We start from the raw sequence: 15,073 nt of genomic DNA, 5'->3' as shown, positions 1-15,073 counted from the left end.
GCATCATCAAGACCAATGCTTCGATCTCCGGCGCCGAGGTCGGCTGTCAGGGCGAGGTCGGGTCGGCATCGGCAATGGCGGCGGCCGGCCTGTGCGCCGTCATGGGCGGTACGCCCGAGCAGGTCGAGAATGCCGCCGAGATCGCGCTCGAACACCATCTCGGCATGACCTGCGATCCGGTTGGCGGGCTGGTGCAGGTGCCGTGCATCGAGCGCAATGCGCTGGGCGCGGTCAAGGCGGTGACGGCAGCGTCACTGGCCATCAAGGGCGACGGCACCCATTTCGTACCTCTCGATGCAGCGATCGAGACCATGCGCCAGACCGGCCTCGACATGAACGAGAAGTACAAGGAAACCAGCCTGGGTGGGCTCGCCGTCAACGTCGTGGAATGCTGAAGGCTGGCCTAAACTGCCACTGTGGAGAAGTCGATCCGGTCGTTGACGCGTCCGCATGCGGGACTAACCTTAAGCGATGTCTCTCAATCTCATAAAACTCTGTGTCGGCTGCGACAGCGTCGAAGATCTCGAGGAGTGGATCGCCTTCCGCCTCGACGAGCGGCGGCGCGCCGGTGAGCCGGTCGAGCAATATCACACCACGCGCATGATGCCGACGCGCGGCGCCGAGGTCACCGATGGCGGTTCGCTCTATTGGGTGATCAAAGGCAATGTGCAGTGCCGCCAACTGATCACCGAGATCCGGCCGTTCACCGATAGTGAAGGCATCGGCCGCTGCCACCTGATTCTCGACCCCGAGGTTGTTCGAACCGACTGGCAGCCGCGCCGGGCCTTTCAGGGCTGGCGCTATCTGAAGCCGGCCGACGCGCCGCTCGATCTGGGCAAGGGCAAGGCCGGACTGATCGAGATGCCGCCGAAACTCAGGCGCGAGCTTGCCGACCTCGGCCTGCTCTGACCCCAGGTGGCATCACCGTCTGGCCCTTTGTGCCGCCCGATGTGGGGCTTGCAAGCGATGTGGCAACGCCACATCTTGTTTTTTATGAGCGATAAGAAGCAACCTGTGCCAGCGAGGACCAATCCTGCGCCGATCAAGCCCCAATCCAACGCCGGCGAGATCGACGCCTTCATTCGCCAGGCGAGGACACTTGCCGCATCGGCGACCGGTTCGGGCAGGCTGATCCTTGCTCTCGACGCGACGATGAGCCGCCAGCCGACATGGGATCTGGCCTGCACGCTGCAGGGCCAGATGTTCGACGCCGTCGGCAAGGCAGGAACCCTCAGCGTGCAACTGGTTTATTTTCGCGGTCTTGGCGAGTGCCGTTCGTCCGCTTTCGTGAGCGACACCAATGCCTTGAAGCAGCTGATGACGCGGATCGAGTGCCGCAGCGGTCATACCCAGATCGGCAAGGTGCTGGCGCATGCGTTGAAACAGACGGCAACCGCTAAGGTCAATGCGCTGGTCTATATCGGCGATGCGATGGAAGAGGATATCGACGATCTGGCCGAAAAGGCCGGCAGCCTCGGCCTTCATGGCGTTCCTGTCTTCGTCTTTCAGGAAGGCCATGATTCCAGCGCGGAAAAGGCGTTCAAAGAGGTTGCGCGGCTGTCCAAGGGGGCCTGGTTCCGGTTTGATCGGCGGGCTGCCGCGACCCTGGCCGGACTGCTTTCGGCTGTCGCCGTGTTCGCGACCGGCGGGTTGAAGGCGCTCGAAGCCAGAGGCAGGCCGGAAGACCGGCTGATGATCGAGCATCTGCGGGGCGGCGGAAAATAATGGGCGCAATCATCGCTTTTGTAGCGTTGCTTTTGCTGCTGCTTGGCGCGGTGACGATCTTTCTGCGTGCCGAGCCAGCGAAACTGGCGGGCACGCTGCGAACGCTCGGGCCGGCTCTTCTGGCAGTTGTCGGCGTCGCCGTGCTGGTGGTCGGCCGTGAAGGCATCGGCGGCATGATCCTCACCGCGGCAATTGCCTGGTATGGTTCCATGCGAATGAAACGCCAGCCGGCGGGGCTTGCACCGGGCAAACGATCGACGGTGCGCACAGCGGCATTGGAAATGGAGCTCGATCACGATACCGGCGGCCTCGAAGGACTGGTCCTGGCTGGCCGCCACGAAGGCAAGATGCTTGGCGCGATGGGGCTGGTGGAATTGCAGCACCTCTACCGCGAACTCTCCGGTGATCCGGAGAGCCGGCAGTTGCTAGAGACGTATCTTGACGGCAGATTTCCCGTCTGGCGCAAAAACACTGAGACGAACGGTGGCGAAGGGCTGGGTGTTGCGCCAGGTCCGGGCGCCATGACTAAGGAGGAGGCCTACAAGGTCCTTGGTCTTGAAGCGGGGGCCGCCGCGGCGGATGTCCGCCAGGCGCACCGCCGCCTGATGCAGCGCCTGCACCCCGATGTCGGCGGCACGTCTTTCCTGGCGGCGCGGATTAACGAAGCCAAGGACGTCTTGCTCTCCAATCACAACTAGTCTCCTTCGACGCAGAATTTTTCCGGGAGATGATTTCCACGCCGTCCTACTGCTGGACGGCGTAGCACTCGATGTTCTTCTTCTTCAAAGCGGTGCAGGCCTTCCAGGCGGCGGTCTTCGAACCGAAGCCGCCGAAGCGGGCGCGATAGTAGGTGACGCCGTCCTTGTCGAAGGCGACGGTGAAGCCGGAGGCGTCGGCCAGCACCTTGGGCGCCTGCTTGGTGGTCTTGTCGAGGAAGGCCTGTGCCTCGGACTGCTTTGGCGACGAGGCGACCTGAATGGCCCAGCCTGACGGCACCGACGCCGTGTTGACCGGGTCGACGGCCGCTGGCGTTGGCTCGGCATAGGCAGCGACGACCTGGGCCGTCGCGACCTGGGGAGCTGAAACGATGACGGTCTTGACCTTTCTGGTCTTGACGACGGGGGCTGCTTCTTCGGCCTGCGGGGTATCGTCTTCCGCGACCGTGGCGTCCTCGGCGACGGTGGCGTCGTCCTGCGCCACAACAGGCTTGTCATCGGGCGTCGGAGCGTCATGCTTGGGCAGGAGAACCTGGGCGAGGGCGGTGACCGGGTTGTTGCCGCCGGCCTTGGCCACCAGATCGCCACCGCCGCGAGTCGATGCCCTCGGCAGATAGGTGTTGATCAAGCTGGCCATCTGATTGTCGCGGCTGCGGCCGGAACTGCCGCCCATGACCACGCCGACGATGCGGCGATTGCCGTCGGAAACCGACGAGACGAGGTTGAAGCCGGAGGCGCGGGTGTAGCCCGTCTTGATGCCGTCGACACCCTTGATGCGTCCGAGCAGGCGATTGTGACCGTTGATGCGCTGACGCCCGTAGAGGAAGGAGCGCTGCGAGAAATAGCCGTAATATTGCGGAAAATGCTCGCGCAGCGCGATGCCGAGCGTCGCCATATCGCGCGCGGTGGTGAACTGGCCAGGGTCTGGCAGGCCATTGGCGTTGCGGAACACGGTGCCGTTCATGCCCAGCGCACGCGCCTTGGCGGTCATCATGCGGGCAAAAGTGGTTTCATTGCCGCCGAGCATTTCGCCGAGCGCGGTGGCCGAGTCGTTCGCCGACTTGGTGACGATCGACAGGATCGCGGTCTCGACCGTGACCGAACCGCCCGGCTTCACGCCAAGTTTCGTCGGCGCCTCGGCTGAGGCCTTGGCGGAAAACACCACTGGCGTATTCCTGCTGATCTTGCCCTTCGCCATCGCTTCGAAGGTCAGGTACAGCGTCATCATCTTGGTCAGCGAAGCTGGATAGCGCCTGCCGTTGGCATCTGCGGAGTAAAGCACCTTGCCAGTCTTGGCATCCACGACGATGGCCGCCTGCTTGGCCGCCAGCGACGAGGCAACGTCTCCAAAAACGAATGTCATCGCCAAGGCGATGATCATCATCGTTTTGAGAGGGGAGGTGGATTTGGAAACGATGCCCAACAACGCCTTACGCACTGGTACTTCCCTTGGATTTCTTCGTTGCGTTGGAGGCGGCAAAGGGTCCTGCCTCGCTTCCGGCCAAGCTACCGGCGCAGCGTTACCAATCCGTTTATGGTAACCGCCGCGTTCACCATTTTCTTCGTGCTTGAAGCTCTCTTTATTCGATTTTTAGCCATTGGCTGCGCAGGCGGGTCCGCAAGCCCGCGAAATCTTGACTTTTGTGCGGCGCACAATATATTATCTTGCATTGCACAAGGGCGCCCCGAAGAAGGACGCCTCAACCGTCAAGGGAATCGTGAAATGACCCAGACCTATGAGGACTTCAGCAAATACGGCAAAGAGTTCGCCGACACCGGATTGAAGAGCTTCGCGTCGCTCTCCAAGGGCGCACAGGCGATTGCCACCGAGGCTGGTGAATACACCAAGAAGAGTTTTGAAACCGGCAGCGCCACTGTGGAGAAGCTGTTTTCAGCCAAGTCGCTGGAAAAGGCCATCGAGATCCAGTCGGACTATGCCAAGCAGTCCTATGAGGCTTTCGTCGCCGAGGCCACCAAGATTGGCGATCTCTATGCCGAACTCGCCAAGGAAGCCTACAAGCCATTCGAATCGATCGTTGCCAAGGCGAAGTAATTTCGCCCGGGCGAACTGATTTCGCCTGACGTGACCCAGATTCAGCCTTTTGACCCGAGAAAAAGCCCGGCCGTGGAAACGTGGCCGGGCTTTTTCGTGTCAATTTCCGTTCCAGAGCCTCGCGCCCCTTCACGATTGCGAAAATCGTCCAAGTTTGGTGACCTAGCCATATTGTCAGCTAACCAGAAGGGCTTAAAATCGTACATCGAACACCTACATGTCGAACTCGCATGGGGAATCGAAAGAGGCAGGAATACGTGACGATCGGTTTGACTGCCACGAGACGCGTGGTGCGAATGCAAGACGGCGACGGTAACGGCAATGGGGCCGGCCGTGGGACGGCCGTTATCACGCGCACCAAAACCAAGACCAAGAAGCCCAGCCTTTATCGGGTCCTCATCCTCAACGACGACTACACTCCGATGGAGTTCGTGGTTCACGTGCTGGAGCGTTTTTTCCAGAAGGATCGCGAAGCCGCCACACGCATCATGCTTCATGTTCACAATCATGGAGTGGGCGAGTGCGGGGTCTATACATTCGAGGTGGCCGAGACCAAAGTGTCCCAGGTCATGGATTTCGCCCGACAGAATCAGCATCCGCTGCAATGCGTGATGGAGAAGAAGTGAGGTAACATGCCGGCTTTCTCCCAAGGCCTGGAAAAGGCGCTTCACCAGGCGCTGACGCTCGCCAATGAGCGGCACCATGAATATGCAACCCTAGAACATCTGCTGCTCGCGCTCATCGACGATACCGAGGCGGCCGCCGTCATGCGCGCCTGCAATGTCGATCTCGATGAGCTCAAGCATACGGTTCTCACCTATATCGACACCGAGCTGGACAACCTCGTCACCGGCTACGACGAGGACTCCAAGCCGACGGCCGGTTTCCAGCGCGTCATCCAGCGCGCGGTGATCCATGTGCAGTCTTCTGGCCGCGAGGAAGTGTCGGGCGCCAACGTGCTCGTCGCTATCTTCGCCGAGCGCGAGAGCCATGCCGCTTATTTCCTGCAGGAACAGCAGATGACCCGCTACGATGCGGTCAACTACATCTCGCACGGCATTGCCAAGCGTCCGGGCGCGTCGGAGACACGCTCGCCGCGCGGCGCCGACGACGAGCAGGGCGGCCAGAACGGCGCCGAGCCGCAAGAGGAAGGCGGCAAGAAGAAGCAGCAGCAGGACGCGCTGACGGCTTATTGCGTCAACCTCAACAACAAGGCCAAGGCCGGCAAGATCGATCCGCTGATCGGCCGCGAGTCCGAGATCAACCGCACCATCCAGGTGCTGTGCCGCCGCTCCAAGAACAACCCGCTCTATGTCGGTGACCCCGGCGTCGGCAAGACGGCGATCGCCGAGGGCCTGGCCAAGCGCATCGTCGAGGGCGACGTTCCCGAAGTGCTGCACAATGCAACCATCTTCGCGCTCGACATGGGCACGCTGCTCGCCGGCACGCGCTATCGCGGTGATTTCGAGGAACGGCTGAAGCAGGTCGTCAAGGAGCTCGAGGATTATCCTGGCGCCGTGCTGTTCATCGACGAGATCCACACGGTGATCGGGGCAGGGGCGACTTCAGGCGGCGCCATGGATGCGTCCAACCTGTTGAAGCCGGCGCTGTCGTCGGGTGCGATCCGCTGCATCGGCTCGACCACCTACAAGGAATTCCGCCAGTTCTTCGAGAAGGACCGTGCCTTGGTGCGGCGCTTCCAGAAGATCGACGTCAACGAGCCGACCATCGAGGACGCGATCGAGATCATGAAGGGCCTCAAGCCCTATTATGAGGAGTTCCACAAGGTGAAGTTCACCAACGAGGCGATCAAGGCCTCGGTGGAGCTGTCGGCACGCTACATCAACGACCGCAAGCTGCCGGACAAGGCGATCGACGTGATCGACGAGACCGGCGCCTCGCAGATGCTGGTGCCGGAAGCCAAGCGCAAGAAGACTATCGGCATCAAGGAGATCGAGGCGACGATCGCCACCATGGCCCGCATCCCGCCGAAGACGGTTTCGGCCGACGACGAGAAGGTGCTGCAGGGCCTCGATATCGAGCTGAAGCGAGTCGTCTATGGCCAGGACACTGCGATCACCGCACTGACCTCGGCGATCAAGCTGGCGCGTGCCGGCCTGCGCGAACCGGAGAAGCCGATCGGCTCCTACCTGTTCTCCGGCCCGACCGGCGTCGGCAAGACCGAAGTGGCCAAGCAGTTGGCAGCGTCGCTCGGCGTGGAGCTGATCCGCTTCGACATGTCGGAATATATGGAGCGCCACACCGTGTCGCGGCTGATCGGTGCTCCTCCCGGCTATGTCGGCTTCGACCAGGGCGGTCTTCTGACGGACGGCGTCGACCAGCATCCGCATTGCGTGCTGTTGCTGGACGAGGTCGAGAAGGCGCATCCGGACCTGTTCAACATCCTGTTGCAGGTTATGGACCATGGCAAGCTGACCGACCACAACGGCAAGCAGATCGACTTCCGCAATGTGATCCTGATCATGACCACCAATGCGGGCGCGTCGGATGCGCAGCGTGCGGCGATCGGCTTCGGCTCGACCAAGCGCGAAGGCGACGATGTCGAGGCGATCAACCGGCTGTTCACGCCGGAGTTCCGCAACCGTCTCGATGCGATCATCCCGTTCGGCTCGCTGCCGGTGCCGGTCATCCATCAGGTGGTGCAGAAGTTCGTCATGCAGCTCGAGGCCCAGCTTTCCGAGCGTGGCGTCACCTTCGACCTGTCGGCGGACGCGATCGCCTGGCTCGCCGACAAGGGCTATGATGAGCGCATGGGCGCGCGGCCGCTCGGTCGTGTGATCCAGGAGCACATCAAGAAGCCATTGGCCGACGAGGTGCTGTTCGGCAAGCTCAAGAAGGGCGGCACGGTGCGCGTCACCGTCGAGAAGAAGGAAACCGGCGAGACCGGCCTGAAGCTCGAATCGCTGGCCGACGAGGCGCCGGTGAAGCCGAAGAAGGAAGAGCCGGAAGAAACGCCGAAGTCCAGAAAGGCCGTGGTGAAAAAGCCGACGGCCAAGAAGCTGGTGGCGCAGAAGCCCGAAGCCAAGGGCAAGGACGGCGGCAAGCGCAGCCTGGTGCCACAACTGCCCCGAAAGAACTGAACCTTACGAAAGTCAAGAAAGCCCCGGGCACGGGGCTTTTTTATTGGAGCGAGGGTAGGCATAATCGGCCAGATCATCACCCTGAACGGTGCGCCGCGATCGAAAAACAAGCATCGCCAAGGCTGTTCAGGGGTGCTTCGATGGCGTCTGGATCAATCTCGGTGTCGACGTTTGCGATCAGGCCATGCCGCCGCGCTATCGACCCGGGATGGGATTGCGGCCCGGTGGCGCGCCTGTGGCAGGAAGAGGTGCACCGGCCCGGTGTGTACGATCTGGAAGTCGACACGTCGCTCCTGAGCCCTGGGCAATGCGCGGACACGCTCGCAGAGCAGCTTCGGCAAGGACCGTATCCAACAGCGTTTCGGAAATTGTCCAACCCATCCAGCGCCGCCCTTGAGGCGTTTTGACCGGCATGCCGCCGCAGGCGAGTTCGTCCAGATCGGCGAATTTACATCCCGCAAAGGGCCGGCGATTGCATGGTGGAGCTCTCAGCGGCCGCGCTGTCCGACTCGAAACGGGTCAGCAAATATCCGCACGCCTTCCAGATCGCGACCATCAGGGATGCGCCCGCATAGCCATCCACGGCATAGTGCCAGCCAAGCACGACGGCTCCGACCATAATGACGCCCGCGAATAACCACATCACAACACCGGCCAGCCGAGACCGCCGCGTTGCATAGAGAGCGAACAGCACCGCCATCGCAACGTGCAGGGATGGGAAGGCGGATATACCGACGCTGCCGGTAGTTGCGCCGGTGTAGCCACCCCACAGCATATCCTGCGTGTTGAGCGCCCAGATTGGATAGATGCGATCGGCGGTGGCGAGTGCTTGCATGAGGGCGTGAAAGTCGTTGCCGAACCCCAATCGCTCGTAAAAGCAAGGGCCAGCCGACGACAGGCCCATCGCGAGGAAGAAGCCACCCAGCGTCCACACCGTCATGAAGCTCATCAGGAACTGGTGACGCAGCTTCGTATCCTTGCGTGCGATGCACACGGTGAAAACCGCGGTAATGAGCACGACGAACCAGAAATTGTAAGCGATGTTGATGATCTTCAATGCAAGCGGCGACTGGACGATAAACCACAACCATTCGTGCGGGGCTCGACCGAAATGCAGGATGCGGTCGGCCTGAGCCAATGCCTTGTCCCATGCAAACGGAGAGAGGATTGCAATGGCTCCCTTCAACACACCGATCGCGGATATGAAGGCAAGACCCGCACCCAGGCCATTCAGGCTGTTGGCAATGCGTTCGGCGTCGCCAAAGAATCTACCCAGTGACTTCAGGAAGGTGTGCAGCGGTTCGGTATCCCGCTGGACCAGCGCAAGATGGAGAAGCGTCCCAAGTGCAAAGGCTGAGCCGCAAATCCAGAAGGCGATGAAAAGATACTCAGCGTATTCCTCCAGAACGCCGAAATCCGGCATGTTTCCAGTGTGCCACCCGACTGCGCTTGCCAGAAGCAGCGCAGCGGCAGCCATAGCGTGCAGCAGCCGGTGTCGCCAAAAGGCATCCGCCAAGATGCCAAGAAAAGCACGCTCGACAATTGCCCCCGCCAGTGGGGCCGATGCCGCAACCGAATGTTCCATGGTTTTGAAGCCCCACAGCTCGCCACGCGTTAGCATTTTACCGTGAGATGGTTCGATATTTCCTAATCAGACGATTAGAGTTGCAAACGGTTGAGTCGGCACTGGGCACGGCCGGGCATTAGAATCGGCTTCTGGACTGAACGGCGCTTGTTAGTCCGATATTCTCGACCAGGTCCACCACATCATTGGCGGACCTCCCGCTCTCAATTTTTGAGTGCAGTCCGTATCTTTTCGGCGTTCCCGACCAGAATCTCCGGCTTCTCCATCTCGCCCGTGTGCGGCTTCAGCGGGATGCCGTCGAAGCGCGGAATGACATGCACATGCAGATGATAGACGGTCTGCCCCGAGGCCGGCTCATTGAACTGCATGACGGTGACGCCATCGGCGCCGAAGGCCTTTTTCACCGCCAGCGCCACTTTCTGAACGGCGCTCAAGAGATGGCCGAAAATTGACGGATCGGCATCGAGAAGGTTGCGCGACGGCGCTTTCGGCACCACCAGCGTATGGCCGGGCCCCTGCGGCATCACATCCATGAAGGCGATGACCGCGTCATCCTCGTAGACACGGTGCGAGGGAATTTCGCCGCGCAGGATCTTGGCGAAAATGTTGTCGGTATCGTAGGCGGCCTCGGTCATGGCGAACGCTCCGGATTGTGCCTTCGTGTAGCGAAGGCGTCGAAATTCGGCAAGATAATCGTCGCCCCCCAATCGGCCAACCGGGGCTACTCCTCGAGATCCTTGCGGAACGGGGTATGCTCTTCCAGATATTCGCTCATCCGCTCCACCTCCTGCCGTTCGCGCCGAAGATAGTCGGCGACGGCGTTGCGCAGGCCTGGGTGCGCAATGTAGTGCGCGGAATGCATGGTCACCGGCCGGTAGCCGCGCGCCAGCTTGTGCTCGCCCTGCGCTCCCGCCTCGACCACCTTGAGCTTGCGCTCGATGGCGAAGTCGATCGCCTGGTGATAGCAGACCTCGAAATGCAGGAAGGGATGGTCCTCGATGCAGCCCCAGTTGCGGCCATAAAGTGCATCCGAACCGATGAAATTGATCGCGCCGGCGATATAGCGCCCGTTGCGCCTAGCCATCACCAGGAGGATGTCGTCGGCCATGCGCTCGCCGATCATCGAGAAGAATTGACGATTGAGATAGGGCCGGCCCCATTTGCGACTGCCGGTGTCCATGTAGAAGGCGAAGAAATCGTCCCAGGCTTTCTCCGTGAGGTCCTTGCCGGTCAGCCGGTCGATTGAGATGCCTGGGGCAAGCGCTTCGCGCCTTTCCTTTTTCATCGCCTTTCGCTTGCGCGAGGCAAGGGTGGCGAGGAAGTCGTCATAGGTTGAAAAGCCTTCGTTGAAGAAATGGAATTGCTGGTCGGTGCGGTGCAGGAAACCGGCTGCTTCCAGCACCTCCACATCGCTCTCTTGCGCGAAGGTGACATGTGCGGAAGAGACACCGAGCTTTTGCGTCACCGCCTTCAGGCCCGCAGCGAGACCGGCCTTCACCTTGGCACTGTCCTCGCCCCTGGTGACCAGCAGGCGAGGGCCGGTGACCGGGGAGAACGGCACGGCACTTTGCAGTTTGGGATAGTAGCGGCCACCGGCGCGTTCGAACGCATCCGACCAGCCATGGTCGAACACATATTCGCCCTGGCTGTGCGATTTGAGATAACAGGGCACCGCGCCCAGCAATCTGCCCCGCCCATCCTCCAGCCTGAGATGGTGGCCCTGCCAACCAGTGCGGCGCACGGCGCATCCGGAATCCTCAAGGGCGCTCAGGAAAGCGAATGAAACCAAAGGATTGTAGCTGGTTTCTAAATCGCCGCGCGCAGTTCCCGCAAAGCCATTCCATTCATCACAGGTGAAGGCGCCGATGCCGGCGGCGACGCGGATCGAATAGTCCGCATTGGCCGTTTGTCCGTCACCCTCGTCGCCCTGATCCATGAGGCTTATTTAAGCTCCGTCCGGCCTGGTGCAAGTCACGTTTCAGACACTCAGGCGACTTTGACCAGATCGGGTTCGAACCCTTCGAACGTCATCTGATCGGCATATCTGAAGGTCAGGTCGACCGCCGGCTGGTCATGCACCGTCCAGGTGATAACAGGCATTTTCAGCCTTTCACGCACGAAGCTGACAAATGGGTTTGGCAGGTCGCCGGCGGCGTAGGAGGTGAAGGCGATCTCATGCGCCAGCATGGCGAAATGCGCCTCGATCAACCCGACGTCCTTGCCGTAGGCGGTGAGACCCCCTGGGATACCCGGCGCGTCCTTTGGGAAATCGCGGACCAGCCAATGGTCGAACGACATGATCGCCGCCTTGCCCTTGTAGCGCTTGAGCATCTTGCCGACGCTTGCCACCAGGCCTTCGTCATAGCCGGGCGTGCCTTTCAGCTCGACGACCAGTGGCACGCGGCCATCGACCAGGTCGAGCGCTTCCTGCAGCGTCGGCACATGGTCCGCCGTGCCACCGACCCTGAGCGCCGCGAGTTCAGCTGCGGTACGCTGCCAGACGAAACCATCCTGGCCGGTCAGGCGCTTGAGATCGCCGTCATGGATGATGACGGGAACGCGGTCGGACGACAGGTGCACGTCGCATTCGATGGCGTAGCCGCGTTCGGCGGCTGCGGCAAAGGCCGACAGCGTGTTTTCCCAGCGCGTCTTGTTCATGTCGTGGAAGCCGCGGTGGGCAACGGGCCGGGCGGTCAGCCAGGATAGGTCGGTCATATCTGTACCCTGGCTCATGCGACTTCGAAGATGGCTTCGATTTCCACTGCGGCATTAAGCGGCAGGCAGGCCGTGCCGACGGCGGAGCGTGCATGCTTGCCGCGCTCGCCAAGGGCGGCGACCAGGAAATCGGAGGCGCCGTTGGCAACCAGATGCTGCTCGACGAACTCGGGTGACGAGGCGACGAAAACGGTGATCTTCACCAGACGGCTGATCTTCTCGAGGTCGCCGAGTGCTGCCTTGGCCTGCGCCAGGATGTTGATCGCGCAGTATTTTGCCGCGTCCTTGCCGCCTGCCGTGTCGACGTCGCGGCCGAGCAGCCCGCTCGCCTGCAGCTTGCCGTCCTTGAGCGGCAATTGCCCGGCAGTGAACAGCAAATGGCCGGTCCTGCAATAGGGCACGTAGTTGGCGGCGGGCGCGGCGGCGACGGGAAGCGTCACACCCAGATCGCTTAGCCGCTTTTCGATTGTTTCACTCATGGTATTTCCCTATTGCTTGGTGACGCCGCGCCGGCCGGGCCGAAATTGCTATTTTTGCCTCGCTTCCGCCACGACTTTTTTTAAGCTGGACCATCTTTCCCTGCGGCCTGCCATCAGTCGCGACGATCGGAGTACCTCATGCGCGCAACGCGCCTCGCATTCCATGCCGTCCTGTTGTCGGGGATATTCTCGATAGGCCCTGTCTTCGCAGCGCCGGCGCTGCAAGCCCACCGCGCCGTCTACGATCTTACCCTGAAAAAGGCTTCCGATCAGTCCGGCATCACGGGTATATCCGGCCGCATGGTCTATGAGTTCAACGGCTCGGCCTGCGAAGGCTATACGGTGAAATTCCGCTTCGTCACCCAGATCGTCACCGCCGACAACACCAGGTTGACCGACCAGCAGACGACCACTTTCGAGGATGCCGAGGGCAAGACCTTTTCGTTCGTGACAAAGTCCTTCGTCGACCAGAATCTCGACAAGGAGGTCAAGGGCATCGCCACGAAAGAGACCAAGGGCCTCAAGGTCGACATCGACAAGCCTGAAAAGAACAGCGTCGAGCTCGCGACAACCCAATTCCCGACCCAGCATCTGGTCGAACTGATCGGCAAGGCCGAAAAGGGCGAGAATTTTTACGAAACCAACCTGTTCGACGGTTCCGAAGACGCCAACAAGGTGATGACCACCACCGTCGTTGTCGGCAAGAAAACCGATGCCGACAAGGCCGACCCGGAAGCTTCGGCACTGGCAAAGCTCGCCACCGACAAATACTGGCCGGTCGACATCGCCTATTTCGACGACACCAACAAGACCGGCGAAGAGGTTCCGGAATACCGTATCAGCTTCAAGCTGCATGAGAACGGCATCACCCGCGATCTCGTCATGGACTATGGCGACTTCTCGATGACCGGCAAGCTGGTCAACCTGTCGCTGTTCGACCAGACAAAACCTTGTCCCGCCAAATAGTGCCTGTCTAGGCAGCTGATTTGCCACGGCACGGCGTGGTCGTAACGAACGACTTGAACGTGCCGCAATCGTCTCCCAACCTGCTTCCCAGCGTCCAGGCGCGAGGGGGATCAGCTTGAGCAGGATCGATACGTTCGTCGCGCCGCGGCCCAACCCGGCACTGATCAGGGCCATGACATCCGTCAACCGGATCGTCATGCTGCGCGGCATTCCCGGGTTTCGGGATCTGTTGCCGTTCAATCGCCTGGCCGGTCTGCGCGGCGTCTCAAATGTCCGCCATATCGACTTTCCCGACGCTGATCTTGAGCGGCTGAAGGCCAATTGCGGGGCAGGGAAGGCGACCTTCATTACGCCCAATCATCCCGAGTTCTTCACCGACTGGATGATCGACAAGGAAATCGTGTCGCAGGTCAGCCCGCTCACGGCCTCATGGGCGACCAATGGTGTCGTCAACGGCCTTGGCCGGCTGATGCAGAAGTTCTGGCTGGCCAACAATCTGATCGCCCAGATTCCCGGCAACAGCGGGGCAGCGAAGGAACACTCGATCGCCTGGGCCTTGAAAGGCCATGGCGTGCTGCTGCATCCCGAAGGCGGCGTCGGCTGGCATGCCAATGTCGTTGCGCCTTTGCTGCCGGGTGCCGTCGAGATGGGACTGGAGGCCCTCAAGCGCGGTCGGGCCACGGATCCCAATTTCAAGGTCTGGATCGCGCCCGTCGTCTGGAAGCTTGTCTTCACCGGCAACGTCGAAGCGGCACTGGCGAAGGAATGTGCCTATGTCGAGAAAAACCTCAAAATAGAACGCCAGGCGACCGACACGCTGCCGCAGCGCATTCACCATGTCTATTCGACACTGCTGGCCCGCGATGAAGCTGCCAGCGGTATGCCGTTCGCCCAAGGCGCTTCCTATGCCCAGCGTCAGAGGGTTTTGGTCACCGAGCTCAGCCGCCAGCTCGGCAAAAGCATCTCAGCCGACATTGATGTCGCCGACATCACCGAGCTTCTGCGGCGGGCGCGTCGCTGGCAGCGCGAAAACACTGGCGATGCCGAACGGCAAAGGCAGGTCCGCGCGCTCGCCGATAGGGTTCAGAGGCTGCAACGCGTCGGACCCTGGGCCTGCGCCAATCCGCGCATTAGCCAGGAGGAGATCGCCGAACATCTGAAGCGGATCCGCAACGACTATTGTCGGGGCGGGCTGCGCGACACGATGAACCGGTTCGTTCCGCAGCCGGCCGGGCCGCGTTGCGCCCACATCCGGGTGCCGGAGGCACTGGGCTTGCATGAGCATACGGGCTCGATCGACGATGCGGTTGCCGATCTGCACCGTCGCATGCAGGATACAGTCACCAACATCGTCGCCGAGCTTGCAGCCAATGGCGGCTTCATTTTCTATCCCAATCCATTCTATCGTCACTGACATCAGCCGGGCCATGTGGCCGACTGTCGTGACGGATGGAAGGCAGACAGCAAGCTTTATGGCAGCCTATGTCGACGCAGCGATCTGGAACTGGGCCGGCCATCGCTGGTGCCATCTGTTGGCCGACGACACCGACGAGTTGCATCGCTTTGCCGCGCATCTTGGCGTCAAGCGCTCATCCTACCAGGGGCCGCCCAAGACATCGGCGCCGCATTATGACATAACCGGCTTCGAGCGTGACCGTGCGGTGCGGCTCGGCGCCATCGAATGCAGCCGCGAGGAGATCGTCGCGGTCTTCCGGCGGGTGCGGGTGCCGAAC

General features: G+C 61.2%; 16 protein-coding genes and 1 pseudogene. 11 read left to right on the top strand and 6 right to left on the bottom strand.

The window, feature by feature from the left end:
* The 4 genes from EN932_RS13595 to EN932_RS13580 form a co-directional block, all read left to right on the top strand.
* The coding region (locus tag EN932_RS13595; protein ID WP_206618930.1) for an L-serine ammonia-lyase, iron-sulfur-dependent, subunit alpha at positions 1-395 on the top strand (395 nt) is incomplete at its 5' end.
* 76 nt (positions 396-471) lie between these two features.
* Positions 472-909, top strand: a complete 438-nt coding sequence (locus tag EN932_RS13590) for a DUF1489 family protein (protein ID WP_013531780.1) — start codon at positions 472-474, stop codon at positions 907-909.
* An 84-nt stretch (positions 910-993) separates the two neighbouring features.
* Complete coding sequence (locus tag EN932_RS13585; RefSeq protein WP_027161546.1) at positions 994-1,725, top strand: hypothetical protein; 732 nt, start codon at positions 994-996, stop codon at positions 1,723-1,725.
* Positions 1,725-2,423 (top strand): DnaJ domain-containing protein, encoded by a 699-nt coding sequence (locus EN932_RS13580; RefSeq protein WP_127388340.1) that lies wholly within the window; start codon positions 1,725-1,727, stop codon positions 2,421-2,423. The genes EN932_RS13585 and EN932_RS13580 overlap by 1 nt, the downstream gene beginning before the upstream one ends.
* A gap of 46 nt (positions 2,424-2,469) precedes the next feature.
* Here the strand turns inward: EN932_RS13580 and EN932_RS13575 are convergent, their stop codons facing one another.
* On the bottom strand, positions 2,470-3,879 hold the full coding sequence (locus EN932_RS13575; RefSeq protein WP_013531777.1) for a D-alanyl-D-alanine carboxypeptidase: 1,410 nt from the start codon (positions 3,877-3,879) through the stop codon (positions 2,470-2,472).
* 285 nt (positions 3,880-4,164) lie between these two features.
* Between EN932_RS13575 and EN932_RS13570 the strand changes: the two genes are divergently transcribed.
* The 4 genes and pseudogenes from EN932_RS13570 (at position 4,165) to EN932_RS13555 (ending at position 8,002) form a co-directional block, all read left to right on the top strand.
* Complete coding sequence (locus tag EN932_RS13570; RefSeq protein ID WP_013531776.1) at positions 4,165-4,494, top strand: phasin family protein; 330 nt, start codon at positions 4,165-4,167, stop codon at positions 4,492-4,494.
* Between the two features lie 296 nt (positions 4,495-4,790).
* On the top strand, positions 4,791-5,120 hold the full coding sequence (gene clpS, locus EN932_RS13565; RefSeq protein WP_023812950.1) for an ATP-dependent Clp protease adapter ClpS: 330 nt from the start codon (positions 4,791-4,793) through the stop codon (positions 5,118-5,120).
* 6 nt (positions 5,121-5,126) lie between these two features.
* Positions 5,127-7,595 carry an ATP-dependent Clp protease ATP-binding subunit ClpA gene (clpA, locus tag EN932_RS13560; RefSeq protein WP_063172102.1) on the top strand — a complete coding sequence of 823 codons (2,469 nt, stop codon included), beginning with the start codon at positions 5,127-5,129 and terminating at the stop codon, positions 7,593-7,595.
* 60 nt (positions 7,596-7,655) lie between these two features.
* Positions 7,656-8,002, top strand: a pseudogene (locus EN932_RS13555) (hypothetical protein).
* A 41-nt stretch (positions 8,003-8,043) separates the two neighbouring features.
* Here EN932_RS13555 and EN932_RS13550 read toward each other — a convergent pair.
* From EN932_RS13550 to EN932_RS13530, 5 genes are all read right to left on the bottom strand, one after another.
* Positions 8,044-9,180: a phosphatase PAP2 family protein gene (locus tag EN932_RS13550; protein WP_245460910.1), complete on the bottom strand. Its 1,137-nt coding sequence runs from the start codon at positions 9,178-9,180 to the stop codon at positions 8,044-8,046.
* A 203-nt stretch (positions 9,181-9,383) separates the two neighbouring features.
* Complete coding sequence (locus EN932_RS13545; protein ID WP_013531772.1) at positions 9,384-9,815, bottom strand: HIT family protein; 432 nt, start codon at positions 9,813-9,815, stop codon at positions 9,384-9,386.
* Between the two features lie 86 nt (positions 9,816-9,901).
* Positions 9,902-11,116, bottom strand: coding sequence for a GNAT family N-acetyltransferase (locus EN932_RS13540; RefSeq protein ID WP_013531771.1), 1,215 nt, complete (start codon positions 11,114-11,116; stop codon positions 9,902-9,904).
* A 50-nt stretch (positions 11,117-11,166) separates the two neighbouring features.
* Positions 11,167-11,895, bottom strand: a complete 729-nt coding sequence (locus EN932_RS13535; protein ID WP_024503355.1) for a glycerophosphodiester phosphodiesterase — start codon at positions 11,893-11,895, stop codon at positions 11,167-11,169.
* Between the two features lie 14 nt (positions 11,896-11,909).
* Entirely contained in the window at positions 11,910-12,374 is a 465-nt protein-coding gene (locus EN932_RS13530) for a RidA family protein (RefSeq protein ID WP_127368436.1), read from the bottom strand.
* A gap of 138 nt (positions 12,375-12,512) precedes the next feature.
* Here EN932_RS13530 and EN932_RS13525 point away from each other — a divergent pair, with 138 nt between their 5' ends.
* From EN932_RS13525 to EN932_RS13515, 3 genes are all read left to right on the top strand, one after another.
* Positions 12,513-13,340: a cell envelope integrity EipB family protein gene (locus tag EN932_RS13525; RefSeq protein WP_013531768.1), complete on the top strand. Its 828-nt coding sequence runs from the start codon at positions 12,513-12,515 to the stop codon at positions 13,338-13,340.
* Between the two features lie 115 nt (positions 13,341-13,455).
* Positions 13,456-14,754 (top strand): hypothetical protein, encoded by a 1,299-nt coding sequence (locus EN932_RS13520; RefSeq protein WP_127368435.1) that lies wholly within the window; start codon positions 13,456-13,458, stop codon positions 14,752-14,754.
* Between the two features lie 58 nt (positions 14,755-14,812).
* Positions 14,813-15,073 (top strand): DUF4031 domain-containing protein (locus tag EN932_RS13515; protein ID WP_128368866.1); only part of this gene is annotated, 261 nt, incomplete at its 3' end.

The sequence above is a fragment of the Mesorhizobium sp. M7A.F.Ca.US.002.01.1.1 genome, assembly GCF_004022955.1.
Taxonomy (GTDB): Bacteria; Pseudomonadota; Alphaproteobacteria; order Rhizobiales; family Rhizobiaceae; genus Mesorhizobium; species Mesorhizobium ciceri.
This window is presented reverse-complemented; position numbering and strand designations above follow the sequence as displayed.

Excerpts from the sequence above, each read along its gene's own strand:
- EN932_RS13590 (WP_013531780.1), top strand. The coding sequence starts at position 472 with ATGTCTCTCAATCTCATAAAACTCTGTGTCGGCTGCGACAGCGTCGAA.
- EN932_RS13585 (WP_027161546.1), top strand. The coding sequence starts at position 994 with ATGAGCGATAAGAAGCAACCTGTGCCAGCGAGGACCAATCCTGCGCCG.
- EN932_RS13580 (WP_127388340.1), top strand. The coding sequence starts at position 1,725 with ATGGGCGCAATCATCGCTTTTGTAGCGTTGCTTTTGCTGCTGCTTGGC.
- EN932_RS13570 (WP_013531776.1), top strand. The coding sequence starts at position 4,165 with ATGACCCAGACCTATGAGGACTTCAGCAAATACGGCAAAGAGTTCGCC.
- clpS (WP_023812950.1), top strand. The coding sequence starts at position 4,791 with ATGCAAGACGGCGACGGTAACGGCAATGGGGCCGGCCGTGGGACGGCC.
- clpA (WP_063172102.1), top strand. The coding sequence starts at position 5,127 with ATGCCGGCTTTCTCCCAAGGCCTGGAAAAGGCGCTTCACCAGGCGCTG.
- EN932_RS13550 (WP_245460910.1), bottom strand. The coding sequence starts at position 9,180 with ATGGAACATTCGGTTGCGGCATCGGCCCCACTGGCGGGGGCAATTGTC.
- EN932_RS13545 (WP_013531772.1), bottom strand. The coding sequence starts at position 9,815 with ATGACCGAGGCCGCCTACGATACCGACAACATTTTCGCCAAGATCCTG.
- EN932_RS13540 (WP_013531771.1), bottom strand. The coding sequence starts at position 11,116 with ATGGATCAGGGCGACGAGGGTGACGGACAAACGGCCAATGCGGACTAT.
- EN932_RS13535 (WP_024503355.1), bottom strand. The coding sequence starts at position 11,895 with ATGACCGACCTATCCTGGCTGACCGCCCGGCCCGTTGCCCACCGCGGC.
- EN932_RS13530 (WP_127368436.1), bottom strand. The coding sequence starts at position 12,374 with ATGAGTGAAACAATCGAAAAGCGGCTAAGCGATCTGGGTGTGACGCTT.
- EN932_RS13525 (WP_013531768.1), top strand. The coding sequence starts at position 12,513 with ATGCGCGCAACGCGCCTCGCATTCCATGCCGTCCTGTTGTCGGGGATA.